The 20,319-nt window shown below is 45.7% G+C and carries 22 protein-coding genes; 10 read left to right on the top strand and 12 right to left on the bottom strand.

Features of this window, described 5'->3' with window-relative positions; translation table 11 throughout:
* Positions 1-13: 13 nt before the first annotated feature.
* Positions 14-1,699, bottom strand: coding sequence for an alpha,alpha-phosphotrehalase (gene treC / locus NYE22_RS18010; RefSeq protein ID WP_342412027.1), 1,686 nt, complete (start codon positions 1,697-1,699; stop codon positions 14-16).
* A 70-nt stretch (positions 1,700-1,769) separates the two neighbouring features.
* Entirely contained in the window at positions 1,770-3,182 is a 1,413-nt protein-coding gene (treP, locus tag NYE22_RS18015; RefSeq protein WP_161621424.1) for a PTS system trehalose-specific EIIBC component, read from the bottom strand.
* A 188-nt stretch (positions 3,183-3,370) separates the two neighbouring features.
* On the opposite strand from treP, the gene NYE22_RS18020 reads away from it, so the two are divergent.
* From NYE22_RS18020 to NYE22_RS18035, 4 genes are read left to right on the top strand one after another with little or no spacing between them, the layout of a single operon-like run.
* Positions 3,371-4,912 (top strand): spore germination protein, encoded by a 1,542-nt coding sequence (locus NYE22_RS18020; protein ID WP_153257327.1) that lies wholly within the window; start codon positions 3,371-3,373, stop codon positions 4,910-4,912.
* Positions 4,893-6,047, top strand: a complete 1,155-nt coding sequence (locus tag NYE22_RS18025) for a Ger(x)C family spore germination protein (RefSeq protein ID WP_032726657.1) — start codon at positions 4,893-4,895, stop codon at positions 6,045-6,047. The genes NYE22_RS18020 and NYE22_RS18025 overlap by 20 nt, the downstream gene beginning before the upstream one ends.
* 15 nt (positions 6,048-6,062) lie before the next feature.
* Positions 6,063-6,263, top strand: a complete 201-nt coding sequence (locus NYE22_RS18030) for a hypothetical protein (protein WP_003233686.1) — start codon at positions 6,063-6,065, stop codon at positions 6,261-6,263.
* A 23-nt stretch (positions 6,264-6,286) separates the two neighbouring features.
* On the top strand, positions 6,287-7,363 hold the full coding sequence (locus NYE22_RS18035) for an endospore germination permease (protein ID WP_029726872.1): 1,077 nt from the start codon (positions 6,287-6,289) through the stop codon (positions 7,361-7,363).
* Here NYE22_RS18035 and NYE22_RS18040 read toward each other — a convergent pair.
* From NYE22_RS18040 to NYE22_RS18050, 3 genes are all read right to left on the bottom strand, one after another.
* Positions 7,360-8,775 carry a sodium:alanine symporter family protein gene (locus NYE22_RS18040; RefSeq protein WP_015252561.1) on the bottom strand — a complete coding sequence of 472 codons (1,416 nt, stop codon included), beginning with the start codon at positions 8,773-8,775 and terminating at the stop codon, positions 7,360-7,362. The two genes, NYE22_RS18035 and NYE22_RS18040, sit on opposite strands and share 4 nt — an antisense overlap.
* A gap of 124 nt (positions 8,776-8,899) precedes the next feature.
* Entirely contained in the window at positions 8,900-9,292 is a 393-nt protein-coding gene (locus tag NYE22_RS18045; protein WP_003233692.1) for a DUF1992 domain-containing protein, read from the bottom strand.
* A gap of 18 nt (positions 9,293-9,310) precedes the next feature.
* Positions 9,311-9,448: a hypothetical protein gene (locus NYE22_RS18050; protein ID WP_342412028.1), complete on the bottom strand. Its 138-nt coding sequence runs from the start codon at positions 9,446-9,448 to the stop codon at positions 9,311-9,313.
* Between the two features lie 100 nt (positions 9,449-9,548).
* Here NYE22_RS18050 and ltaS point away from each other — a divergent pair, with 100 nt between their 5' ends.
* Positions 9,549-11,498: a lipoteichoic acid synthase gene (gene ltaS / locus NYE22_RS18055; RefSeq protein WP_003233694.1), complete on the top strand. Its 1,950-nt coding sequence runs from the start codon at positions 9,549-9,551 to the stop codon at positions 11,496-11,498.
* A 32-nt stretch (positions 11,499-11,530) separates the two neighbouring features.
* Here ltaS and nagE read toward each other — a convergent pair whose 3' ends face one another.
* Positions 11,531-12,889: an N-acetylglucosamine-specific PTS transporter subunit IIBC gene (gene nagE / locus NYE22_RS18060; RefSeq protein WP_014479158.1), complete on the bottom strand. Its 1,359-nt coding sequence runs from the start codon at positions 12,887-12,889 to the stop codon at positions 11,531-11,533.
* 171 nt (positions 12,890-13,060) lie between these two features.
* Here nagE and map point away from each other — a divergent pair, with 171 nt between their 5' ends.
* The 4 genes from map (at position 13,061) to NYE22_RS18080 (ending at position 14,762) form a co-directional block, all read left to right on the top strand.
* Positions 13,061-13,810 (top strand): type I methionyl aminopeptidase, encoded by a 750-nt coding sequence (gene map, locus NYE22_RS18065; protein WP_003233698.1) that lies wholly within the window; start codon positions 13,061-13,063, stop codon positions 13,808-13,810.
* 81 nt (positions 13,811-13,891) lie between these two features.
* Positions 13,892-14,206 carry a DUF3243 domain-containing protein gene (locus NYE22_RS18070; protein WP_163135802.1) on the top strand — a complete coding sequence of 105 codons (315 nt, stop codon included), beginning with the start codon at positions 13,892-13,894 and terminating at the stop codon, positions 14,204-14,206.
* Positions 14,207-14,312: 106 nt separating this feature from the next.
* On the top strand, positions 14,313-14,468 hold the full coding sequence (locus NYE22_RS18075; protein WP_003244572.1) for a hypothetical protein: 156 nt from the start codon (positions 14,313-14,315) through the stop codon (positions 14,466-14,468).
* A 156-nt stretch (positions 14,469-14,624) separates the two neighbouring features.
* Positions 14,625-14,762, top strand: a complete 138-nt coding sequence (locus NYE22_RS18080) for a YflJ family protein (RefSeq protein ID WP_003239885.1) — start codon at positions 14,625-14,627, stop codon at positions 14,760-14,762.
* 40 nt (positions 14,763-14,802) lie between these two features.
* On the opposite strand, the gene NYE22_RS18085 is transcribed toward NYE22_RS18080, so the two are convergent.
* Positions 14,803-15,468, bottom strand: coding sequence for an MOSC domain-containing protein (locus NYE22_RS18085; RefSeq protein ID WP_014479155.1), 666 nt, complete (start codon positions 15,466-15,468; stop codon positions 14,803-14,805).
* A gap of 66 nt (positions 15,469-15,534) precedes the next feature.
* Here NYE22_RS18085 and NYE22_RS18090 point away from each other — a divergent pair, with 66 nt between their 5' ends.
* On the top strand, positions 15,535-15,810 hold the full coding sequence (locus NYE22_RS18090) for an acylphosphatase (protein WP_003233709.1): 276 nt from the start codon (positions 15,535-15,537) through the stop codon (positions 15,808-15,810).
* On the opposite strand, the gene nosA is transcribed toward NYE22_RS18090, so the two are convergent.
* The 5 genes from nosA to NYE22_RS18115 all read right to left on the bottom strand — a co-directional run bounded on the left by nosA (position 15,801) and on the right by NYE22_RS18115 (position 20,317).
* Positions 15,801-16,892: a nitric oxide synthase gene (gene nosA, locus NYE22_RS18095; protein ID WP_044052598.1), complete on the bottom strand. Its 1,092-nt coding sequence runs from the start codon at positions 16,890-16,892 to the stop codon at positions 15,801-15,803. The genes NYE22_RS18090 and nosA overlap by 10 nt on opposite strands.
* Positions 16,893-17,010: 118 nt before the next feature.
* Complete coding sequence (locus tag NYE22_RS18100; protein WP_015383086.1) at positions 17,011-17,805, bottom strand: MBL fold metallo-hydrolase; 795 nt, start codon at positions 17,803-17,805, stop codon at positions 17,011-17,013.
* A 55-nt stretch (positions 17,806-17,860) separates the two neighbouring features.
* Complete coding sequence (gene citM / locus NYE22_RS18105; RefSeq protein WP_003242978.1) at positions 17,861-19,162, bottom strand: citrate transporter CitM; 1,302 nt, start codon at positions 19,160-19,162, stop codon at positions 17,861-17,863.
* Between the two features lie 43 nt (positions 19,163-19,205).
* On the bottom strand, positions 19,206-19,331 hold the full coding sequence (locus tag NYE22_RS18110; RefSeq protein ID WP_257475330.1) for a hypothetical protein: 126 nt from the start codon (positions 19,329-19,331) through the stop codon (positions 19,206-19,208).
* Positions 19,332-19,357: 26 nt separating this feature from the next.
* A complete protein-coding gene (locus NYE22_RS18115) occupies positions 19,358-20,317 on the bottom strand; it encodes a tripartite tricarboxylate transporter substrate binding protein (protein WP_103803341.1) in 960 nt (319 codons plus the stop codon).
* Positions 20,318-20,319 lie beyond the last annotated feature (2 nt).

A 20,319-nucleotide genomic window follows, 5' to 3' on the forward strand; every position in this document is an offset into this window, starting at 1 on the left:
CACCCAGCTTAGTTTAACACGGTTTCGTTAAACGATAAACAATGGACTCATACGGGCGAAGCGTCATGTTCTGAAGCCCTTCCCTTGCTTCATCGTTCGTCAACAGCACCTCTGCCTTCCATTCGTCAGGCGCTAAAGAGTCCGGCAGTGTAAAGGCCGCCTCTGTCCCGTAAAAATTATTGATCACGAGCAGCTTTTCATTGCTGCCGTGTCTGAGATACGCAAAAATGTTCGGGTCATCCTTTGCAATTATCTCATACGTACCCTCTGTCACAATGTCATACATTTTGCGAATCTGAATCAATTTTTGATAATGGTAAAACACCGAATTCTGATCCCTCAGCGCCGCTTCAGCATTGATTTCCCGGTAATTTCCTGCAACCGGTATCCATGGTGTGCCCGTTGTAAAACCGCCATTTTCCGTAGCATCCCACTGAACGGGGGTTCTGGAATTGTCACGGGATTTCGCCTGTAAAATGGCTGTAATCTCTTGATCAGCCATTCCTTTTTCCTTAAAGGCGTGATACATGTTCAGCGATTCGACATCCCGATAGGAGCTTATGTCAGTAAACTTCGGATTCGTCATCCCCAGCTCCTCGCCCTGATAAATATAAGGCGTGCCCTGCATCATATGAATGGCCGTAGCAAGCATTTTCGCCGATTTCACCCTATATGCGCCATCATCTCCATATCTTGATACAACGCGCGGCTGATCATGATTGCACCAGAACAAAGCGTTCCATCCCCCTCCTGCGTGCATCTCCATTTGCCAGTCGGATAGGATCTCCTTCAGCTTCAAAAAGTCAAACGGCGCCAAGGCCCATTTTTCGCCGTTAGGATAGTCAACCTTGAGATGATGGAAGCTGAATGTCATATCAAGTTCTTTATTGTCAGGATTCGTATACCGGATACAGTGGTCTACGGTTGTTGAAGACATCTCACCGACCGTCATGCTGTCGTAATGTGAAAACACCTTTTCGTTCATTTCATGCAGAAATTCGTGCACCCGCGGCCCGTCAGTGTAAAAAGAGCGGCCGTCGCCTTCCTCCGCATTCGGAAAGCGCTGATCTTTAGAAATCAGGTTGATGACATCAAGCCTAAAGCCGTCTATTCCCTTTTCAAACCAAAAATGCATCATGTCATAGACATGCTTTCTGACCTCTTCATTTTCCCAATTCAAATCAGCCTGCGTCACATCAAACAGATGCAAATAGTATTGGCCCGATGCTTCGTCAAGCTCCCATGCCGAGCCGCCGAATTTCGATTCCCAGTTTGTCGGAAGAGAACCGTTTTCCTGCGGGTCTTTCCATATATAAAAATCACGGTACGGGCTGTCTATTGAAGAGATCGCCTCGCGAAACCATTTGTGCTCTGTTGACGTATGATTGACAACAAGATCCATGACGACTTTCAGGTCTCTTTTATGTGCTTCGGACACTAGCCGCTCAAAATCCTCCATCGTTCCGTATTCAGGATAAATCGAGTAATAATCACGAATATCGTACCCATTATCATGCTGCGGAGAATCATAAATCGGCGTCAGCCAAAGCACATCCACCTGAAGTGTTTTTAAGTAATCAAGCTTTTCAATAATGCCGTTCAGATCGCCGACACCATTTCCTGTCGTATCGTTAAAGCTTTTCGGATAAATTTGATAAACCACAGCTTTTTTCCACCATGGCGTTTGTTCTGTTTTCATCTGTTTCCACCACCATATTTAAATTGAAAACGGGAAAAGGGAACGTTCAACACGTCCCGCTCCCCATTTGTTATTTATGTTTGAATCTCGCATACGCGTATGTTCCGGCAAACGGCACGATCAATACAATAGCCATCCCGATTGCAAACGCGCCCCAGTACTGGCTCATGATTGAGAAAATCCCCGGCACGCCGCCGACACCGACGGAGCTTGCCAGCACACCTTGAGAAGAAATATACATTCCGGCCAGGCCAGAGCTGACCATTGCAATGATAAACGGGAATCTGTATCGCAGATTCACCCCAAAGATGGCAGGCTCTGTAATGCCAAGATAAGCAGAAATCCCTGATGTGAGGGAGAGGCCTTTTTGTTTCTCATCCTTCACGATAAACATCATGGCTAGAGCGGCCGAACCTTGTGCGATATTAGAAAGCGCCAGCATCGGCCATAAAAAGGTGCCGCCGAGCTTTGAACCGATGAGCTGCAGGTCGACTGCAAGAAACGTGTGATGCATACCGGTAATCACGAGCGCTGAGTAGAAACCGCCATATAACAGACCGCCCAGTGCGGCAAAAGAACCAAACACCGAGATAAGCCCTGAAGTCAGTACATTACCGATCGCAAATGTAATCGGGCCGATAATGATAAAAGAGGCAAATCCTGTTAAGAGAAGCGTAATTGGTGCGACAACGAGCAGCTGTATGCTCTCAGGTGTGCGTTTTGTTAAAAATACCTCAATCTTCGCCAGCATATAAGAAGCAAGCAAAATTGGGAGCACCTGGCCCTGATAGCCGACTTTCTGCACCTCTAGGCCGAATAGATTCCATACCGGGATCTCTCCGCTTTGTTCTGCCGCGCCATATCCCCACGCATTCAGCAAATCAGGATGCACGAGCATAACTCCGAGCACAATGCCGAGAAGCGGATTGCCGCCGAACCGCTTGACGGCAGACCATCCGATTAACGCAGGCAAAAACGTAAAGGCCGTGCCTGCAATCAGGTTAATCATATTAGCAAGATCCGCCCACTGCGGATAAACCTGCACAATCGATTTTGTGCTGAAGAAAATGCCTTCCGCCGTTAAAATGTTATTGATCCCCATTAAAAGACCCGCCGTGACAATCGCAGGCAATATTGGAATAAAAATATCTGCAAGCGTTTTCACAGTACGCTGCAAAGGATTCATATTTTTTTCTGAGGCCTTCTTCACTTCATCCTTTGTTGACTCGCCAATCCCCGTTTCCTTGACCAGTTCAGCATATACTTTGTTGACAGTTCCCTGGCCGATTACGACCTGAAACTGTCCGTTTGTCGAGAATGATCCCTTTACCACATCAATTTGATCAAGCATCTCTTGGTCAACCTTGCTTTCATCTATTAAAGCAAAACGCAAACGTGTAACACAATGAGTTGCCGCTGCAATATTTTCAGCACCGCCGACTGCTTCGACAATCTGACGTGCCGATTTGTTCAGTTCCCCCATGCCAACCCCTCCGTATCCGTTTTTATAACTTGTATATACAACTTATAATCATATTGTATTCCTGTATATACAGGTAGTCAACACTTTTTTATAGCGCTTTCATCCTAGTCTGGAATATATGAAACAGACAAGGTTACCCTAAAAGTCACAAGCACTTATTGTGACATTAAAAAGCAGGGTGAGTCTCTATGAATAAACGCGACAAAGCGCTTCAGCTCATCAAAGAGCTTGAAGACAATCAGGACAGGCCGATCTCTCCCAATTTGAAGGAAAACCTCGATAATCTGACCTTATTAACAGAAGACTGCTCAGACATCGTATTTAGACAATTTGACTTTGGAAACGGGCTGTGCGGATTTATTGTTTATATCGAAGGAATTGTAAAATCTGAACATATTCAGGATCACGCACTCCGCCCTTTCTTAATGCATTTGACGGAACAAATAAATGAACATGAAGAGGCGCTGCAAAATACTCTATCAATTTCAAGTGTTGCAATAGAAACGAGTATGAGCAAAGTGGCTGCATCCATCATTGAGGGGAACGCGGTTTTATTTGCCGACGGGCACTCAAAAGGCCTGATCTTAAATATAAAAGGCGGACAAAGAAGAAGCATTGAAGAGCCGATAACAGAATCGACCATCAGAGGGTCAAGAGAGGGCTTCACTGAAAGCCTCAGGGTCAATACCGCTCTTGTGCGGTTTCGCGTCAAAACGTTTCAGCTTAAAATGATCTCATTTAAAATCGGCACGAAAACCAAAACCGATGTTGTCTTGGCCTATATTGACGGGCTTGCCGATCCAAAGGTCATTGACAAAGCAAAAAAAAGAATCAAAAAGATAAAGATTGATGCTGTCTTAGAAAGCGGATATATTGAAGAATTTATCGAAGACGACACGTACTCGCCATTCCCCCAGCTGCAATACACAGAAAGGCCGGACACCGTCGCCGCCCAGCTTCTCGAAGGCCGATTTGCCATTTTCACAGATAATACGCCCTTTGTCTTAACAGGCCCGATTACGTTTTGGCAGCTTATGCAGGCCAGTGAAGATTACTATGAGCGTTATTTGATGTCTAACTTAATCCGCTGGCTTCGCTATATGTTTTTATTCGTTGCTTTATATTTGCCGGCTATTTATGTTGCCGTTATTACATACCATCAGGACTTAATGCCGACAAACTTAATGTTCAGTGTGGCCTCCGCGCGTGAACCGATTCCTTTCCCCGCCATCATAGAAGCATTGATTATGGAAATTTCTTTTGAGGCTCTCCGTGAGGCGGGAGTGCGCCTGCCGAAAACCATCGGCCAGACCGTCAGTATTCTCGGGGCCCTAGTCATTGGGACAGCCGCTGTTGAAGCGGGAATTGTGTCTGCCCCCATGGTGATCATCGTATCGTTAACAGGGATCGCGTCATTTACAATTCCGCGGTTTAACTTAGCTATCTCCATCAGGATGCTTCGTTTCCCGCTTATGTTTTTGGCAAGTATTTTTGGGATATTCGGCATTATGCTCGGCACGATTATCTTAGTGCTTCATTTATGCAAGCTGCAATCTTTCGGCATTCCTTATTTATCCGGGATTTCTCCGTTTAAACGAGATGAAGTAAAAGATATTTTTGTCAGGGCGCCTTGGTGGACGATGACCAGAAGGCCGGGCACGTATTCGCGCGGCAACGGACAGAAGGGAGCGAAAAGAGAGGACCCAAAAGATGAAGAAAACAATATATAAGTGTGTTTTGCCGCTTCTCATTTGTATCCTTCTAACGGGGTGCTGGGACCGGACAGAAATCAATGACATTGCATTTGTTGTCAGCTCAGCCATTGATAAGAAAAAAGATCAGTATCGAGTGGCCATGCAGATTCCCTTGGTCGGTCAATTAGGCGGACAAACAGGGGGCGGCGGCGGAACTGCCGGTTCAAAAACATGGTATGTTGATTCAGCTTCCGGCACTACGATCAGAGAAGCGAACAACAAGCTGCAAACCTCCTTGTCACGGACAATCAATACGTCCCACAGACGTACAGTCATTATTGGAGAGGATATGGCGAGAGACGGCGTTGCCCCAGTCTTTGATATTTTAACGCGAAATCCGCAGAACAGATTAACGGCGCTCATTTTAGTCAGCCGGGGAGAAGCGCGGGACATTTTAAACACCGATGTTCAGCTTGAACAGTTTCCGGCGGAAATGATTCGGGAGCTGGCCATTATCGCAACGAGCCGCCCCGTTTTCTTAAGCAGATTCATGTCTGATCTAGTAGAAATAGGCAGTGATCCGTATGCACCGGTCATCTCTGCATCTAAAACAAAACCTGGAGGGAAAGGCAAATCTAATTTGAAAATTGACGGGCTTGCGATCTTTAAAAAGGACAGATTGATGGATATTTTCAAAGATGAACACATGACAGCAGCCCTAATGTTGCTGAATCAAGCCCGCCAGCCAGAATTCATAGTAGACCTGCCGAATCAAATGGGACAAGCATCCATTCAGCTTCAAAAGTCTAATGCATACTTTCATGCCGCTGAAAAAAACGGAAAGCTGTCAATGACAATTGAGATCAGAGCCAAAGGAATTATTATGGAAAACCAATCAACCTATGAGACGAGAGAAACTGACCAGTATTACATCATTCAAAAAGCATTAAACAGAACCATAAAGAAGGACGTGATCAGCACCGTTCATCGTTTGCAAAAGCTAAAGGCGGACCCGGCCGGCTTTCAAGACAGGACCATCAGAAGCACGGCAACCACGAAGAATCTGCTGAAAAAGGAATGGGAAGAGGTATATAAGGATATGGAGGTTCACGTCGTCCCAATTGTGACGATTGAGCAGGGCGGTGTCCTATACAAAACGATCAGCCATTAATGGAGGTGCGTCAGCATGATCAGCTATATCGTACAGACATTGATTGTGTGCATTGCCATATACGCATATGAATGGAAGAATTTTCGTTCCGCTAACAATCTAACAAAATGGGCCTTCAGCCTGCTGATTGCAGGAAGTGCTTTTCTATGGATTTATATGAGAGTGAATCCCCTGCTTCCGCGGCTGGGGCACCTGTTTAAATATATTCCGTTTTGAACATGACAGAAAGGATGTGCTTTATGGACAAGACCTCTGCATACCAAGGATTATTTTTCGGAGCTCTGTATACGTTAGCGGTCGGATTAAAGCATGCTCCGATTCTCATGATCGAATCAGCAAAACAAAATGCCTGGCACAGCTACATCCTCGGCGTTGTCATCGTGATTCCGGCACTCTGGCTCATGCATAGGCTGATGAAAAAGCATCAGGATAAAAATATCTATGAGCTGCTGAGCGATTCCTCACCAATCGCAGGCCGGATTATCATTTTACTGTTTTCTTTGTATTTCCTGTTAATCAATGCTCATGACATCCGTTTTTTCATCAATTTGATTAACATTTTATTTCTCCCGAGAACACCAATGGCTGTTCTTGGCGGTGTTATTATCTTTGTGGCGATCTGTATTGCCAGAGAGGGAAAAGAAACATTGACCAGAATGGCGCAGATATTCCTATTTCCATTCGGCATCCTGGTCTTGTTCCTTCCATTTACGCTGGCCACACAAATTGAGCTTCAAAACTTGACACCTGTTTTTGAAGGTCTAATCCCATACCTTCAATCAGGCTATTACGCGTTTGGGACAATGGGGGAATTGATTATCCTTCCGCTTCTCTTCTCAAACCGGAGCGTCCCGCTAAAATACACCATTTTCGCGATACTGCTGGGCGCTTTATTGCTGGCCGTGATGTTATTTTCTTCAATTTCTGTCTTTGGTCCCAACCTGACATCTACTTTCTTTGATCCTGCTTATATGGTCATCAGGCAGATCCGCATTACGGATTTTCTGGATCGCTCAGACCTGATCATCGCGGCTTTTTGGATTCCAGTCATTATGGTGAAGATAGCAGGTTCCCTATATATCGTGGTATACGGCCTTTCGTTTTTACACTCAAAAATCGACCCGAAAGCCATGTATACACCAACCGGCATGTTCTCAGTCGTATGCGGCTTTTGGTTCTTTTTAAATACAAATCAGCTAATCGACTTTAACAGAATCAAACCAATCATTAATGTAGTGATTTCTCTTTTGCTGCCTTTACTCATTTATTTGATCATAAAAAGCAAAGCGTTGTTCAGCGCCAAAGCAAAGCACTAGGAATTTTTAGCTTCTTTTGTTTGATAAACAGGATTCTGTTTTGTTTTTCTTATATCTTTCAGGTAGTACTGTTCAGATGTAAAGAATTCGGTGTACAGCGCTTTTACCTTTCTGCTCAATAACAACAGCGCAATCACATTTGGAACGAGAATAAAAGCCAATGCTAAGTCCAAAAAGCCCCAAATGGCTTTTGCTCCGCCTGCGGCACCTATGATAATAGCCGCTAAATAAACGAATTTGATCACGTGTCCTGCCAGCCGCCCGAACAGAAATTCAGCTTGCTTTACGCCGTAAAAAATGACAACCATAATGGTTGATACGACAAAGAAGACTAGGGAAACCGAAACGAAGTACCCTCCGCCAGAACCGAAATAATGCTGAAATGCAGCCGTCGTCAGTGCTGCCGGATCAATTGAGGCGTTCTTCCCTGTCCAGACACCAGATGCAAGAACGACAAAAGCGGTGGTCGTGCAGATGATCAAGGTGTCAATGACAATGCCGATCACAGACCAAAACCCTTGCCGCACAGGATGATCAGTCATTGCTGCCGCATGTGCAATCGGGGCTGTTCCCATTCCGGCTTCATTAGAATAAAGCCCGCGGGCAAATCCCCAGCGAACGGTTTCCGCCAACGCAGCACCTGCGAACCCTCCAACTGCTGAAGAAGAGGTAAACGCATTTGAAAAAACGAGAGAGAAAAACGCCGGCACTGATGATAGATTCATGAGAACAATCAGGAGACCGGCTCCCGCGTATGCCCCTGCCATAAGAGGTACGACAAACTCTGTTACTTTTCCGATCCGCTTTACCCCTCCTATCACCACTAAGCCGATCAAAAACGCAATTCCGATTCCTGCGTATATTTTATTGAAAGAAAACGTCTCGGCAAGCGAGACTGAAACCGAATTTCCCTGAACCATAATGCTCGGGATCAGCTCCACAATCAGCGCAACAGAGAAGAATACGCCGAGCCATTTCATGCGGAGCCCTTTTGTTATGTAATACATCGGTCCCCCGACGTATTCACCCTGCTCATTTTTTTCTCTGTAATGAACAGCAAGAACACTTTCAGAAAACTTAATCGCCATGGCAAATAAGGCAATAAGCCACATCCAAAAAACCGCTCCTGGTCCTCCAAACATAATAGCGGCGGGCACACCGACAATGTTCGCTGCACCGATCGTTGAACTGAGGGCTGAGGTCAATGCCTGAAGCGGTGTGACTGTGCCCTCTCCCTTCGGTTTTTTTCCTACGCTGCCGATTGTCTGTTTGAAAATGTATAAAGGATAGCGAAATTGAAAACCTTTCAGCAAAATAGTGAAATACAACCCCGTCCCCGTCAGCAGGATGATTAGCGGCGGACCCCACAGCCAATCAGATATATGCTCTATCCATACTAATAGTCGTTCCATCCCATCACCCTTTTTTCGTTTATGGGTCATTTCCCATAGATGGAAAAACATAAACCTTTTAACATAGAACTTGGACCATAAAAAGGATGGCTTTTAACAAACGCCATCCTGCAGACAAGACAAATCAGCTGGAAGAAGGTCTGTTTCGTCCAAGCCGGTCATATACTTTATTCTTATAAAAAGCGGATGCTGGCTTTGAAAACATGCCTTTTTTGTCGACAAGCTTATCAAGCAGCAATTGTTTTTCAGATTTTTTTCTGATTAATTGCTCGCGTTCTTTTTCGTCATAGCACTTTTCGATTAAATGGTCGATGGTCATAAGCTCTTTTTTGAGCGCGCCCTCGTCCTCTGCCATTCCCGCGTTTTTCAAAATACGATAGCCCATGCGCAGCGATTCCGGCAAGTGTGCCGCGTCATCCTTCGGCAGCGGCTTTCCCATTCCCGGGAGGTTTTGAAAATCCCCGTCTTTGATGGCGCGCTTAATTTTATCTTCAGACACAATATGGGAAAAATCCATCATTTCACCTCTTTTTATCTATACCTTATATTTTATCATACAATTCTCAAAGCACCATTTTATTCCTTTATTTCTAGAAAGATACCTTGTTTTACATTTGGTAATATCAAAGCGAAACGTTGATTCGACGGCGTTTTTCGCCACTTTCTCCATCATACGATTTTCACTTTTCTAATCTGCTGATTCGTGTTATATTGGATACGTTCGTTTTTTCTATCGTTTCGCTCGAACTGGATCGGAAAAAAGGAGTGTAACAATGAAAACATTTATAAAAGAAAGAGGACTGGCCTTCTTCTTAATCGCGGTCGTCCTGTTATGGATCAAAACGTATGTCGGTTATGTCCTGAACTTCAACTTGGGAATAGACAACACGATACAAAAAATATTGCTTTTTGTGAATCCTCTTAGCTCAAGCTTGTTCTTTCTTGGCTTTGGACTCTTGTTCAAGAAAAAATTACAGCAGACAGCCATTATAGTGATTCATTTTTTAATGTCTTTTTTACTGTACGCAAACATTGTGTACTACAGATTTTTCAATGATTTTATTACAATTCCGGTCATTATGCAGGCTAAAACAAACGGCGGCCAACTCGGTGACAGCGCATTTTCGCTGATGAGACCGACTGACGCCTTTTACTTTATCGATACGATCATCCTGATCATCTTGGCGATCAAAGTAAACAAGCCTGCCGAAACGTCTAGCAAAAAATCGTTCCGGATTATTTTTGCGTCTTCAATTCTTGTGTTCTTGATCAACCTGGCAGTTGCGGAATCAGACCGTCCTGAATTGCTGACAAGATCATTCGACCGGAACTATCTTGTGAAATACTTGGGAACATACAATTTCACGATTTATGACGCTGTACAGAATATCAAGTCCAACAGCCAGCGCGCGCTTGCCGATTCCAGCGACGTGACGGAAGTGGAAAACTACATGAAAGCCAATTACGATGTGCCGAATAACGTGTATTTCGGCAAAGCGGAAGGAAAAAACGTCATTTACGTTTCACTTGAATCTTTGCAGTCATTTATTATCGACTATAAAATTGACGGCAAAGAAGTGACACCGTTCTTAAATAAACTGGCACATGATAACGAAACGTTCTACTTTGATAACTTTTTCCACCAAACGGGACAAGGTAAAACATCTGATGCTGAATTTATGATGGAAAACTCTCTGTACCCGCTGGCTCAAGGTTCAGTTTTCGTAAACAAAGCACAAAACACGCTGCAATCCGTTCCGGCGATTCTGAAGTCTAAGAATTACACATCTGCTACTTTCCACGGGAACACGCAGACGTTCTGGAACCGTAACGAAATGTACAAAGCGGAAGGCATTGATAAATTCTTTGATTCTGCTTACTATGACATGAACGAAGAAAACACGAAAAACTACGGCATGAAAGACAAACCGTTCTTCAAAGAATCAATGCCGCTGCTCGAAAGCCTGCCGCAGCCGTTCTATACGAAGTTCATTACCCTGTCTAACCACTTCCCATTCGGAATGGATGAGGGGGATACAGACTTCCCGGCTGGAGACTTTGGTGACTCTGTCGTCGATAACTACTTCCAGTCAGCCCATTACCTTGATCAGTCCATTGAACAATTCTTCAATGATCTGAAAAAAGACGGGTTATATGATAAATCGATTATTGTGATGTACGGAGACCACTACGGCATCTCTGAAAACCACAATAAAGCGATGGCGAAAGTGCTTGGCAAGGATGAAATCACTGATTACGACAACGCCCAGCTTCAACGGGTGCCGCTCTTTATCCACGCTGCCGGCGTGAAGGGCGAGAAAGTTCATAAATATGCCGGAGACGTTGACGTGGCTCCTACTATTCTGCATCTGCTCGGAGTGGATACGAAGGACTATCTGATGTCCGGTTCTGATATTTTATCGAAAGAACACCGTGAAGTGATTCCGTTCCGAAACGGAGACTTTATTTCACCGAAGTACACGAAAATATCCGGTAAGTATTACGACACGAAAACCGGAAAAGAACTCGATGAATCCGAAGTCGACAAGTCAGAAGACTCGCTCGTCAAGAAGGAACTTGAAATGTCCGATAAAATCATAAACGGAGACCTGCTGCGGTTCTACGAGCCGAAAGGTTTTAAGAAGGTGAATCCTTCTGATTATGATTACACAAAACATGACGAAGATTCTTCCGAAACGTCAAAGGATAACGAAGATAAATAAGAAAAAGCGGAGAGGTTGCCCTCTCCGCTTTTTTATTTGACAGCAGCCCTCAATTCTTCCGCCGCAAATTCCACATTCGGGCCAATAATGACTTGAACCGATTGCCCGCCTGATTTGACAACCCCTTTTGCGCCTGCTTTCTTTAGTAGCGCTTCATCCACCAAAGCGGTATCCTTCACAGTCAGTCGCAGCCTTGTGGCGCAATGATCAATGGTTTGAAGGTTTTCTTTTCCGCCGAGCCCTTTCAGCATGATGTTTTCATTTACATCCTGAACAGTATTTTCATCCAGCACTTCATCTACATCATCGTCTTCCCGTCCAGGCGTTTTTAAATTCAAAGCCTTAATCAGTACATAAAACACGATAAAGTATACTGCCGCATAGCATATACCTACCAAAAGCAGAAGCAGCGGTTTTTCTGCGATTCCATAGCTGAGCACATAATCGATAGCTCCAGCTGAAAAAGAGAAACCTGAGCGGATGCCGAGCCAGTTGACGATAAATAAAGATAACCCGGTTAAGACCGCGTGAACAGCGTATAAAAGCGGAGATAAAAACATAAATGCAAACTCAATCGGCTCCGTAATCCCTGTGATAAACGCTGTTAAAGCAAATCCAATCATCATTCCAGCCGTCGCTTTCCGTTTAGACGGCTTCGCAGTCACAACCATAGCCAGACACGCCGCCGGAAGACCGAACATCATGATTGGGAAGAATCCGGTCATATATGTGCCCGCTGTCGGATCTTTCGCGAAAAAGCGCGCCAGATCCCCTGTCACTCCGTTATATTCTCCGAATTGGAACCAGAAAATATTGTTCAGCACATGGTGAAGGCCAAGCGGAATTAACAGCCTGTTGAATAGGCCGAATATGCCTGCCCCGATGCCGCCGAGCCCCAGCATCCACTCTCCAAATGAGTTTATACACGATTGAATCGGCGGCCAGACGACTCCGAATATGCCCGCTAAAATGATCGTAATAATGGCTGTTATAATCGGCACAAGCCGTCTGCCGCTGAAGAATCCAAGATATTCAGGCAGCTTGGTATCCTTGAAGCGGTTATAGGTGTAACCGGCAATTAAACCGGCAATAATCCCTCCAAACACCGCCATGTTATTTGTTTTATCAATTGTCTTTGTTGCCGCGTCAAGCATCAGATACGATATCGCCCCTGATAAACCCGCGGCCCCATTGCTGTCCTTTGAAATGCCGATGGCAATTCCAATCGCGAAAATAAGCGGCAGATGATCAAAAACCGCCGTCCCCGCTTGATAGACAAACGGGATATTAAAAACATCCTCTCTGCCAAGCGCAAGGATAATTCCAACCGCAGGCAGAACTGCAATCGGGAGCATAAATGACTTCCCGAGTTTTTGTAAAAATGAAAGCATACCCATCCCCCTCATACCCTTTTTTTTCAAATATACCATATAAGATATCTAGTGATCTATACCAATTTTCCCGGGGGTATTTCTTTTTTCCCAGGCCCGTGTGTTTCCTATTTTTAAGACAGTTGTGGTAAGCTTAATCTAGATTATTTAAAAAGAAAGCGGGAATGACAGATGATTGTAACAAACGATCAAGAATTAGAAGGCCTGAAAAAAATCGGAAGAATCGTCGCGCTTGCGCGTGAAGAAATGAAGCGGAAGGCAGAGCCCGGCATGAGCACAAAAGACCTTGACCTTATCGGAAAAGCTGTGCTTGATGAGCACGGCGCCGTTTCAGCTCCTGAGAAGGAATATGATTTTCCCGGCGTGACATGCATCAGCGTAAATGATGAAGTGGCTCACGGCATACCAAGCACATCCAAAATTTTAAAAGCAGGGGACCTTGTCAACATCGACATCTCCGCTGAATTTGGCGGCTTCTATTCCGACACAGGCATCTCATTTGTGCTCGGTGAAGGAGAAGAACGCCTTCATAAGCTTTGCCAATGCGCGGAAAACGCATTTCAAAAGGGGCTTCAGCAGGCAAAAGCGGGCAAGCGCCAAAACCAGATCGGAAGAGCCGTTTATCATGAAGCACGCTCTCAAGGCTTTACCGTCATCAAAACCCTGACCGGCCACGGAATCGGCCGAAGCCTGCATGAAGCGCCGAACCACATCATGAACTATTATGATCCGTTTGATAACGCACTGTTCAAAAATGGCACAGTCATCGCGCTTGAACCGTTTATTTCAACGAAAGCAGAAACGATTGTTGAAGCTGGAGACGGCTGGACGTTCAAGACGCCGGATAAAAGCATGGTTGCCCAAGTTGAACACACGATCGTCATCACAAAAGATGAACCGATTATCCTGACGAAACTGTAAAACACATTCCGGGCTTCCGGCAGGTTTAACCTCCTCCAATAGCAGGTAAAACATCATTATTCTGCACGAGGAGGTCTTGCAATGAACAGAGATCAAGAAAAAATCCAAATTGAAAACGAAATGAACGCGATGCATGGCACAATAAAAGAAGACATTTTAAAAGACTTTAAGGAATTTAAAGGCTACCTGAAAAAACAAGTCAACCGAGGCAAAAAGCTGGGATTGGATGACGGCAAGCTTGTGAAAAGCGCTTGGATCCTGGGAGACTACCTCGCAAAGCATGAAGAGCCGCAAAACGGTGAAGAAATGCTGCTGCAAGAGCTTTGGAGCGTTGCAGACGAAGATGAGAAAGAACATTTGGCACAGCTTCTGGTCAAATTGGTTGATAAACAATAAAACATGAGCCGGGCGATATGCGCCCGGCTTTCTTGATATTGTCACAGCCCGGCTCTTTCAGATATGCTACACTACTATTATGTCTGTGAAAGGAGCCTTTATCTGCATGTGGTTTATTATTTTCGGCATCATTTTTTTCATTGAAGGCATCATTATGACCGTTTACGGCGTTAAGAAAAAAAACGGGATGCTCACATATATCGGCATTGTTTTCGCCATTATGACATTTGGCGTTGTCATGATCAAACTAACCGGCCATTAAATCATATTCGGCTTTTGCTCCGCATATACATACAGAAGAACATTCGTACATCTAGTGCGAAAGGCTCAGTTTTCCCCGCATCTCTTTTCAGCATCTTTTTATAGATGTTACAATGCCAATCGTTTCGAAATCAGATAGGGAAAGGAGTTTTCTGACATGCATTACGGCAGTAAAGGCTGGTATGTGGCAGAACTAAAAAAGCAGGGGATCACGCACCATGAGGGAAGAAAGCTTCAAAGCTATAAAACCTATTTTCTTGCCAACCTGCTTGAAACAAAGAAAAAACAATCTTAAATATGGCAAAGCCGCGCACGTTGATATGCGCGGCTTTTTTCTATTCAACCGGCAGCAGCCTGTCCTTTTTTTTCATAAAGGACGCTCTCCAGCTTTCCGATAGTGCAGCCTCACTTAAAATCAGTTCTATGGCGGTGAGATTTTTTGCATCATGGTAGTTGATGCGGTTGGCGAACTGGACGGAGATGCCCTTCTCTCCTCTGGACAGCAATTCAAGGTTCGCGCCGGGAGACACCCTGCCCTCCTCCAGCACACGAAAATAAAACCCTGTATAGCCGGTTTGCTGGACCTTCAGCACCATTTCTTTTACACCAAACTTTTTCGCCAGCTTTACACACGGCTGGCGCGGCTGGCTGACCTGAACAACAGCTTCATCAAGCCTGAACACATCCCCGATGCAAACATTCTCCTCAGTCAGGCCCGCGACCGTCAGATTTTCTCCAAATGCGGCATTTGACAGCGGTCTTGAGAGGAACTCTTCCCAAAACGGATAATGCTCCGCCGGGTAGACACAGACAGCCTTATCAGGTCCGCCGTGGTTGACGAGGTCCGCCTGTCCGTCTCCTTCAAAATTCTCCCGATACAGCATGACGGCTGATTCAGCCGGCCGCTTCATGATGCCGGTTTCGATTTTCTTTCCGTCATATTCAAGCGTCTGCGGTTTTCCCAGATTAAGAGAAAGAACTGAATAGCGCTCTGGTTTCATACAAACACATCCCCTTTACAGGTTGTAAAATGATTGATTATCATAAAAAGAAAAGGTGGTTTTTACATGCTTCAATACCGAATCATTGTAAACGGCCGGGTTCAAGGTGTGGGCTTTCGCTATTTTGTTCAAATGGAAGCTGATAAGCGAAAACTGGCCGGCTGGGTCAAAAACCGTGATGACGGGCGTGTCGAGATTTTGGCAGAGGGTCCGGAAAACGCCCTGCAATCGTTTGTTGAGGCTGTAAAGAACGGAAGCCCTTTCTCAAAGGTTACCGACATCTCTGTGACTGAATCCCGCAGCCTTGAAGGCCATCATCGATTTTCTATTGTTTACTCATAAGGCTTATCTTGATAAAAGTAATTCGGCTTAACGATTGAGTTATCATAGGATCGGTGGAAGATATGAGTGGCAGCGGGTGAAATTGGCGGAATCAGCCACGTCCAGTCCCCCGTCAGCTTTCTGCCCGCTTCTTCCTCCTGTTCTTCAAACCGTTTAAACTGGCTTGCCGCTGTATGATGGTCAACGATGCTGACACCCTGCTTTTTATACGAGTGCAGCACTGCTTTATTCAATTCAACTAGCGCTTGATCCTTCCATAAATCCGTATTGTAATCAGCGGCGATGCCGATCACGGACGCTACTTTTTTCAGCTTGTCGTACCGCTTTTCATCTGCGAGGTTTCTCGCTCCGATCTCCGTGCCCATATACCAGCCGTTAAATGGCGCGGCATTATAATGAATGCCCCCGACCTCAAGCTTCATATCAGAGATGATAGGCACGCCGTACCACTTCAGCTCCAAATCAGAAAACGCCTCGATGTCCGGATGTATGATTGGAACCTCGATCACAAGTGAACGAGGCAGCTCATACCAGACAGGCTGTTCGTCGCCTTTCATGCGAAAAATGAGCGGCAGCAGGTCAAAATCCGTTCGCTCTCCGCGCCAGCCGAGCTCTTCGCAGGCTGCTGTCAGGGAACAGGAAGCCGGGTCGCCGATTCTTTCTCCGTCTGACTCATATCCAGCGTACCGGATCAGCTGATGATTCCAGATCTCGACTTGCTTTTCACCCTTCTCTTCCGGAGGGAAAATCGTAATGGTCGGTCTGATTTTGCCGTTATTGGTGGCGGTTTCAATATGGTGAAAGAGGGCGTCACGCACTTCCTCCTTCGTCCGGACGTCTCGTCTGTCAATAACATTCAGCGAATTCCAGAACAATCTGCCGATGCAGCGGTTGCTGTTTCTCCAAGCCATTTTCGCTCCGTGCTCTAGCTCTTCCTTCGTATGTACATAGCTCCCGGTCAGGTCAATTTCACTTTTAATGTCCTCGAGACGGTCTTTCACTTCCTCCTCCTTTCCCAATTCCTGATAGCATGCGGCAATAAACGCTTTCGCTTCGTTCCAGAGTATTTCTTTTTCTTCCAACAAACTCTCCCCTTCACATCACTTCATGCTTTTCATTGTATCGTTTTTAAGCGGCAAGACAAATGATTTTTCTGCAACTTCCTGGAAAACAATAAAAAACACCCGCGTGGTGCGGGTGTCAAATAGACGATAACCGATTTGCCAATTCAGTTAAGTCACTTCGAAAGTTTTTGCCGGTCATCGGTATGCCGTGCCCTGTCAATAACGCTTCCGGTTCAAGACCGGCCAGCTTCAGAATGGACTCAGCGGCCGTCTCTGTGTCAGGCGTGAAATAAGCCGGCGGACCGTGAAGCTCCTGTTTTTGTATCAAGACGTCAGCCATTTTCTCCTGTTCCACTGTAATAACAGCATCACCTGCCACAAGCACGCGGCCGTCATCGCGGAATAACGAAATATGGCCCGGCGTGTGTCCTGGTGTCGCAATCCACATCCACTCGTCAAGAAAAGGGACTGAACCGTCTTCCGGCAGTGCCTGGACATGTGAGGAAATATCGATGGAGTGCCGCGGAAACAGCGGCGACAGCTTGGCGACCAGCCCGCTCTTGCTGTCAGGACGAGCCGGAGGATAATCCTCTTTACCTGTTACATAGGGCATTTCCCGAGAATGGACATAAACAGGCACATCCCAATGCTCAAGGATCTCTTCGATTGCCCCAATATGGTCAAAGTGCCCGTGTGTAAGGATAATCGCCTTCAGCTGAAACCCTTCACCGAATCTTTGTTTGGCTTCATTGACAATCATGCCGGCTGATTGAGGCATGCCGGCATCAATTAAAACAAATGAGTGAGGTTCAGAAGGCAGCTGAATAAAATAGACATTCGCAATTTGCACAGTCAGGCCGTGCACCCCTTTTGCCGCTTCGAACCCCGTTCCGCTTCTGACTGAAGTCAGCGGCATATAAGGATCACTCATAATGACACCTCCGGAATGTTATATGCCGTTAGTGTGTGTCATTACGCCTGAATTATCATACGGAAATAGAGATCGCACCGATCAATAGAGCGATAGCCGTCATGACGATCACTGCGAGAACCGCCCATTTCAATGCGAATTTTTGATGGTCATCAATAGAAACTCCGACGAGTCCGACAAGCAAATGAGTGGATGGCACAAGCGGACTCAGCATATGAATCGGCTGGCCGATAATAGAGGCTCTGGCAATTTCCACTTTATCCACACCGTATGCGACAGCTGTTTCTGATAAAATCGGCAGCACCCCGTAGAAATACGCGTCATTCGGCATCAAAAATGTGAAAATACCGCTTGTTAAGGCAACAATCGCTGGGATCAATCCGCCCATTTGTTCCGGTATCATGGACACGAGTGAGATCGCCATTTCATCAACCATTTTCGTGCCTGTCAAAATCCCCGTGAACACCCCCGCGGCAAAAATCATTGAACCGATAGCCAGCACGTTGCTGGAATGCGCCGCGATGCGCTGTCTCTGATGCTCGAGATTGGGATAATTCACAATCAGTGCAATACAAAACGCAATGACAAACAGTACGGTTAAACTGACTTTACCCGATACTAAACATCCTATTAAAGAAAGCGTTAACAATAAATTGAACCACCAAAGCTTCGGCCGCTTCCACTCATCTTCAACCGCTGCCGCCGGTTCATTGGCATTAGCTGGCTGTTTCAGTTCAATCACACCAAGGCGCTTTCGTTCCGCTTTTCCAAGCACATACGCAACCGCCACCATACAAAGCATCCCGCTTGCAATGACAGGAATCATCGGCCCTGTTAGCTCAGCTGGATCAACTCCCAGCGCACTCGCCGCCCTCGGCGTCGCACCGCCCCATGGAATCGTGTTCATGATTCCCATGCCGACTCCCGCGATTCCTGCCAAGATAATTGGCCGGATGCCTAGCAGCAAATAGAGCGGAAGCATGGCGCTTGTCGTAATCATGTACGTTGTCGAGCCATCTCCGTCCAAGGCGACGAGCATTGTAAGAACCGCTGTCCCGACAACAATTTTTAAAGGGTCTCCTTTGACCATGCTTAAAATTTTGCCAACCATTGGATCAAACAGGCCTGTATCAATCATAATTCCAAAATATAAGATCGCAAACATAATCATGACCGCAGTCGGCGCGACTTGCTGAATCCCCGAAATCATCATGTCCCCAACTTCAGTAAATCCAAATCCGGCGATAAGCGCAAACACAATCGGCGTCAAAACTAATGCTGTTAAAACAGAAAGCCGTTTTGTCATGATCAATGCCATAAACACAAGCATCATGAGAAAGCCTAAGATTGCTAACACATCCATTCCCCCTTAAATGAATCCGCTTACATTTTTTTCTCCCTTACTCCCCTTTTTGTCTTACCTTTTTGCCATCGTATGGGAAAACCAACCGCAAGTAAATAATTTGGTTTTTTTGTATTTTTAATTTTTTAAAACCGTTTTGTTCTTTTTGATCAATTTTCGGCATGAAAAAAATCCCGGGATGCCGGGATCTTAATTTCCTGTCATGATGCTTTGATAAAAAGCAGATTGCTCTTCTAAAAACCGTTTCGTTTCCCTGCTGTTCAAATAAAAGCTTTCCCAGTCCTGTTCGTTTATTTTCCGCTTCCATTCAGGTGAGGAGGTGACCTTCTTTAGCGCTTGATCCCAGTAAGAAATCTCTTCCTCAGACATATTTTTCGGGCCCAAAATCCCTCTCCAATGAGAAAAAACAAACGGGATTCCCTGCTCCTTCCACGTCGGTACATTTGGAAAACCGGGAAGTCTTTTATCAGACGTTACAGCGGCTAACGTGATATCGCCGTTTCGTTCATATGGTTTCGCTTCAGAAAGTGTCATGGAAGCCGCTTCTATCTCATGTCTGATCAGCGCCTGAATGAGCTGTTCGCTGCTGTCATACTGTGAGAATTGAATGTCAAACGGGTCAATGCCGTACATATCTGCCGCTCTGACGAACGAGAGCTGATCATCATTGCCAAACCCCGGGGCAAAGCCGATTCTCACCTTGCCGGGATGCATGTTGATCTCATTCAGCACATCCTTGCCATTTGTTAACGCTGATCCTTTTGGCAATGCAACCGTCTGCCATTCCTTGGAGAGAATGGCGAGCGGCGTAAAATCGGACATTTTTAATTTGCTTTGCCCGAGAAGATCATTGCTCAATATTAGGCTGGACGTCATGCTGATGGTTTGTTTGCTGCTTTTGTTGACATATTTCCAGCCTTTCTCTCCCCCGCCGCCGGATTTATAGACGATATGAACATCTCCCTTCACGATCTGCTTCTGCCTCAAAACTGATTGGATCGCCTGCGCTGTGACATCCCAGCCGCCAGAAGGTTCGGCAGGGACGACAATTTCTATCGGCCCGTCCGGCAGGCGCGGCGCAGCCGCCTGCCTGATATCACCCTGCATAAAGATCAATAGAATAATCAATAGGATTATAGATTTTTTCATAT

The sequence above is a fragment of the Bacillus sp. FSL K6-1560 genome, from assembly GCF_038592935.1.
GTDB classification, from domain to species: Bacteria; Bacillota; Bacilli; order Bacillales; family Bacillaceae; genus Bacillus; species Bacillus subtilis.

Excerpts from the sequence above, each read along its gene's own strand:
- treC (WP_342412027.1), bottom strand. The coding sequence starts at position 1,699 with ATGAAAACAGAACAAACGCCATGGTGGAAAAAAGCTGTGGTTTATCAA.
- treP (WP_161621424.1), bottom strand. The coding sequence starts at position 3,182 with ATGGGGGAACTGAACAAATCGGCACGTCAGATTGTCGAAGCAGTCGGC.
- NYE22_RS18020 (WP_153257327.1), top strand. The coding sequence starts at position 3,371 with ATGAATAAACGCGACAAAGCGCTTCAGCTCATCAAAGAGCTTGAAGAC.
- NYE22_RS18025 (WP_032726657.1), top strand. The coding sequence starts at position 4,893 with ATGAAGAAAACAATATATAAGTGTGTTTTGCCGCTTCTCATTTGTATC.
- NYE22_RS18030 (WP_003233686.1), top strand. The coding sequence starts at position 6,063 with ATGATCAGCTATATCGTACAGACATTGATTGTGTGCATTGCCATATAC.
- NYE22_RS18035 (WP_029726872.1), top strand. The coding sequence starts at position 6,287 with ATGGACAAGACCTCTGCATACCAAGGATTATTTTTCGGAGCTCTGTAT.
- NYE22_RS18040 (WP_015252561.1), bottom strand. The coding sequence starts at position 8,775 with ATGGAACGACTATTAGTATGGATAGAGCATATATCTGATTGGCTGTGG.
- NYE22_RS18045 (WP_003233692.1), bottom strand. The coding sequence starts at position 9,292 with ATGGATTTTTCCCATATTGTGTCTGAAGATAAAATTAAGCGCGCCATC.
- NYE22_RS18050 (WP_342412028.1), bottom strand. The coding sequence starts at position 9,448 with ATGATGGAGAAAGTGGCGAAAAACGCCGTCGAATCAACGTTTCGCTTT.
- ltaS (WP_003233694.1), top strand. The coding sequence starts at position 9,549 with ATGAAAACATTTATAAAAGAAAGAGGACTGGCCTTCTTCTTAATCGCG.
- nagE (WP_014479158.1), bottom strand. The coding sequence starts at position 12,889 with ATGCTTTCATTTTTACAAAAACTCGGGAAGTCATTTATGCTCCCGATT.
- map (WP_003233698.1), top strand. The coding sequence starts at position 13,061 with ATGATTGTAACAAACGATCAAGAATTAGAAGGCCTGAAAAAAATCGGA.
- NYE22_RS18070 (WP_163135802.1), top strand. The coding sequence starts at position 13,892 with ATGAACAGAGATCAAGAAAAAATCCAAATTGAAAACGAAATGAACGCG.
- NYE22_RS18075 (WP_003244572.1), top strand. The coding sequence starts at position 14,313 with ATGTGGTTTATTATTTTCGGCATCATTTTTTTCATTGAAGGCATCATT.
- NYE22_RS18080 (WP_003239885.1), top strand. The coding sequence starts at position 14,625 with ATGCATTACGGCAGTAAAGGCTGGTATGTGGCAGAACTAAAAAAGCAG.
- NYE22_RS18085 (WP_014479155.1), bottom strand. The coding sequence starts at position 15,468 with ATGAAACCAGAGCGCTATTCAGTTCTTTCTCTTAATCTGGGAAAACCG.
- NYE22_RS18090 (WP_003233709.1), top strand. The coding sequence starts at position 15,535 with ATGCTTCAATACCGAATCATTGTAAACGGCCGGGTTCAAGGTGTGGGC.
- NYE22_RS18100 (WP_015383086.1), bottom strand. The coding sequence starts at position 17,805 with ATGAGTGATCCTTATATGCCGCTGACTTCAGTCAGAAGCGGAACGGGG.
- NYE22_RS18110 (WP_257475330.1), bottom strand. The coding sequence starts at position 19,331 with ATGCCGAAAATTGATCAAAAAGAACAAAACGGTTTTAAAAAATTAAAA.
- NYE22_RS18115 (WP_103803341.1), bottom strand. The coding sequence starts at position 20,317 with ATGAAAAAATCTATAATCCTATTGATTATTCTATTGATCTTTATGCAG.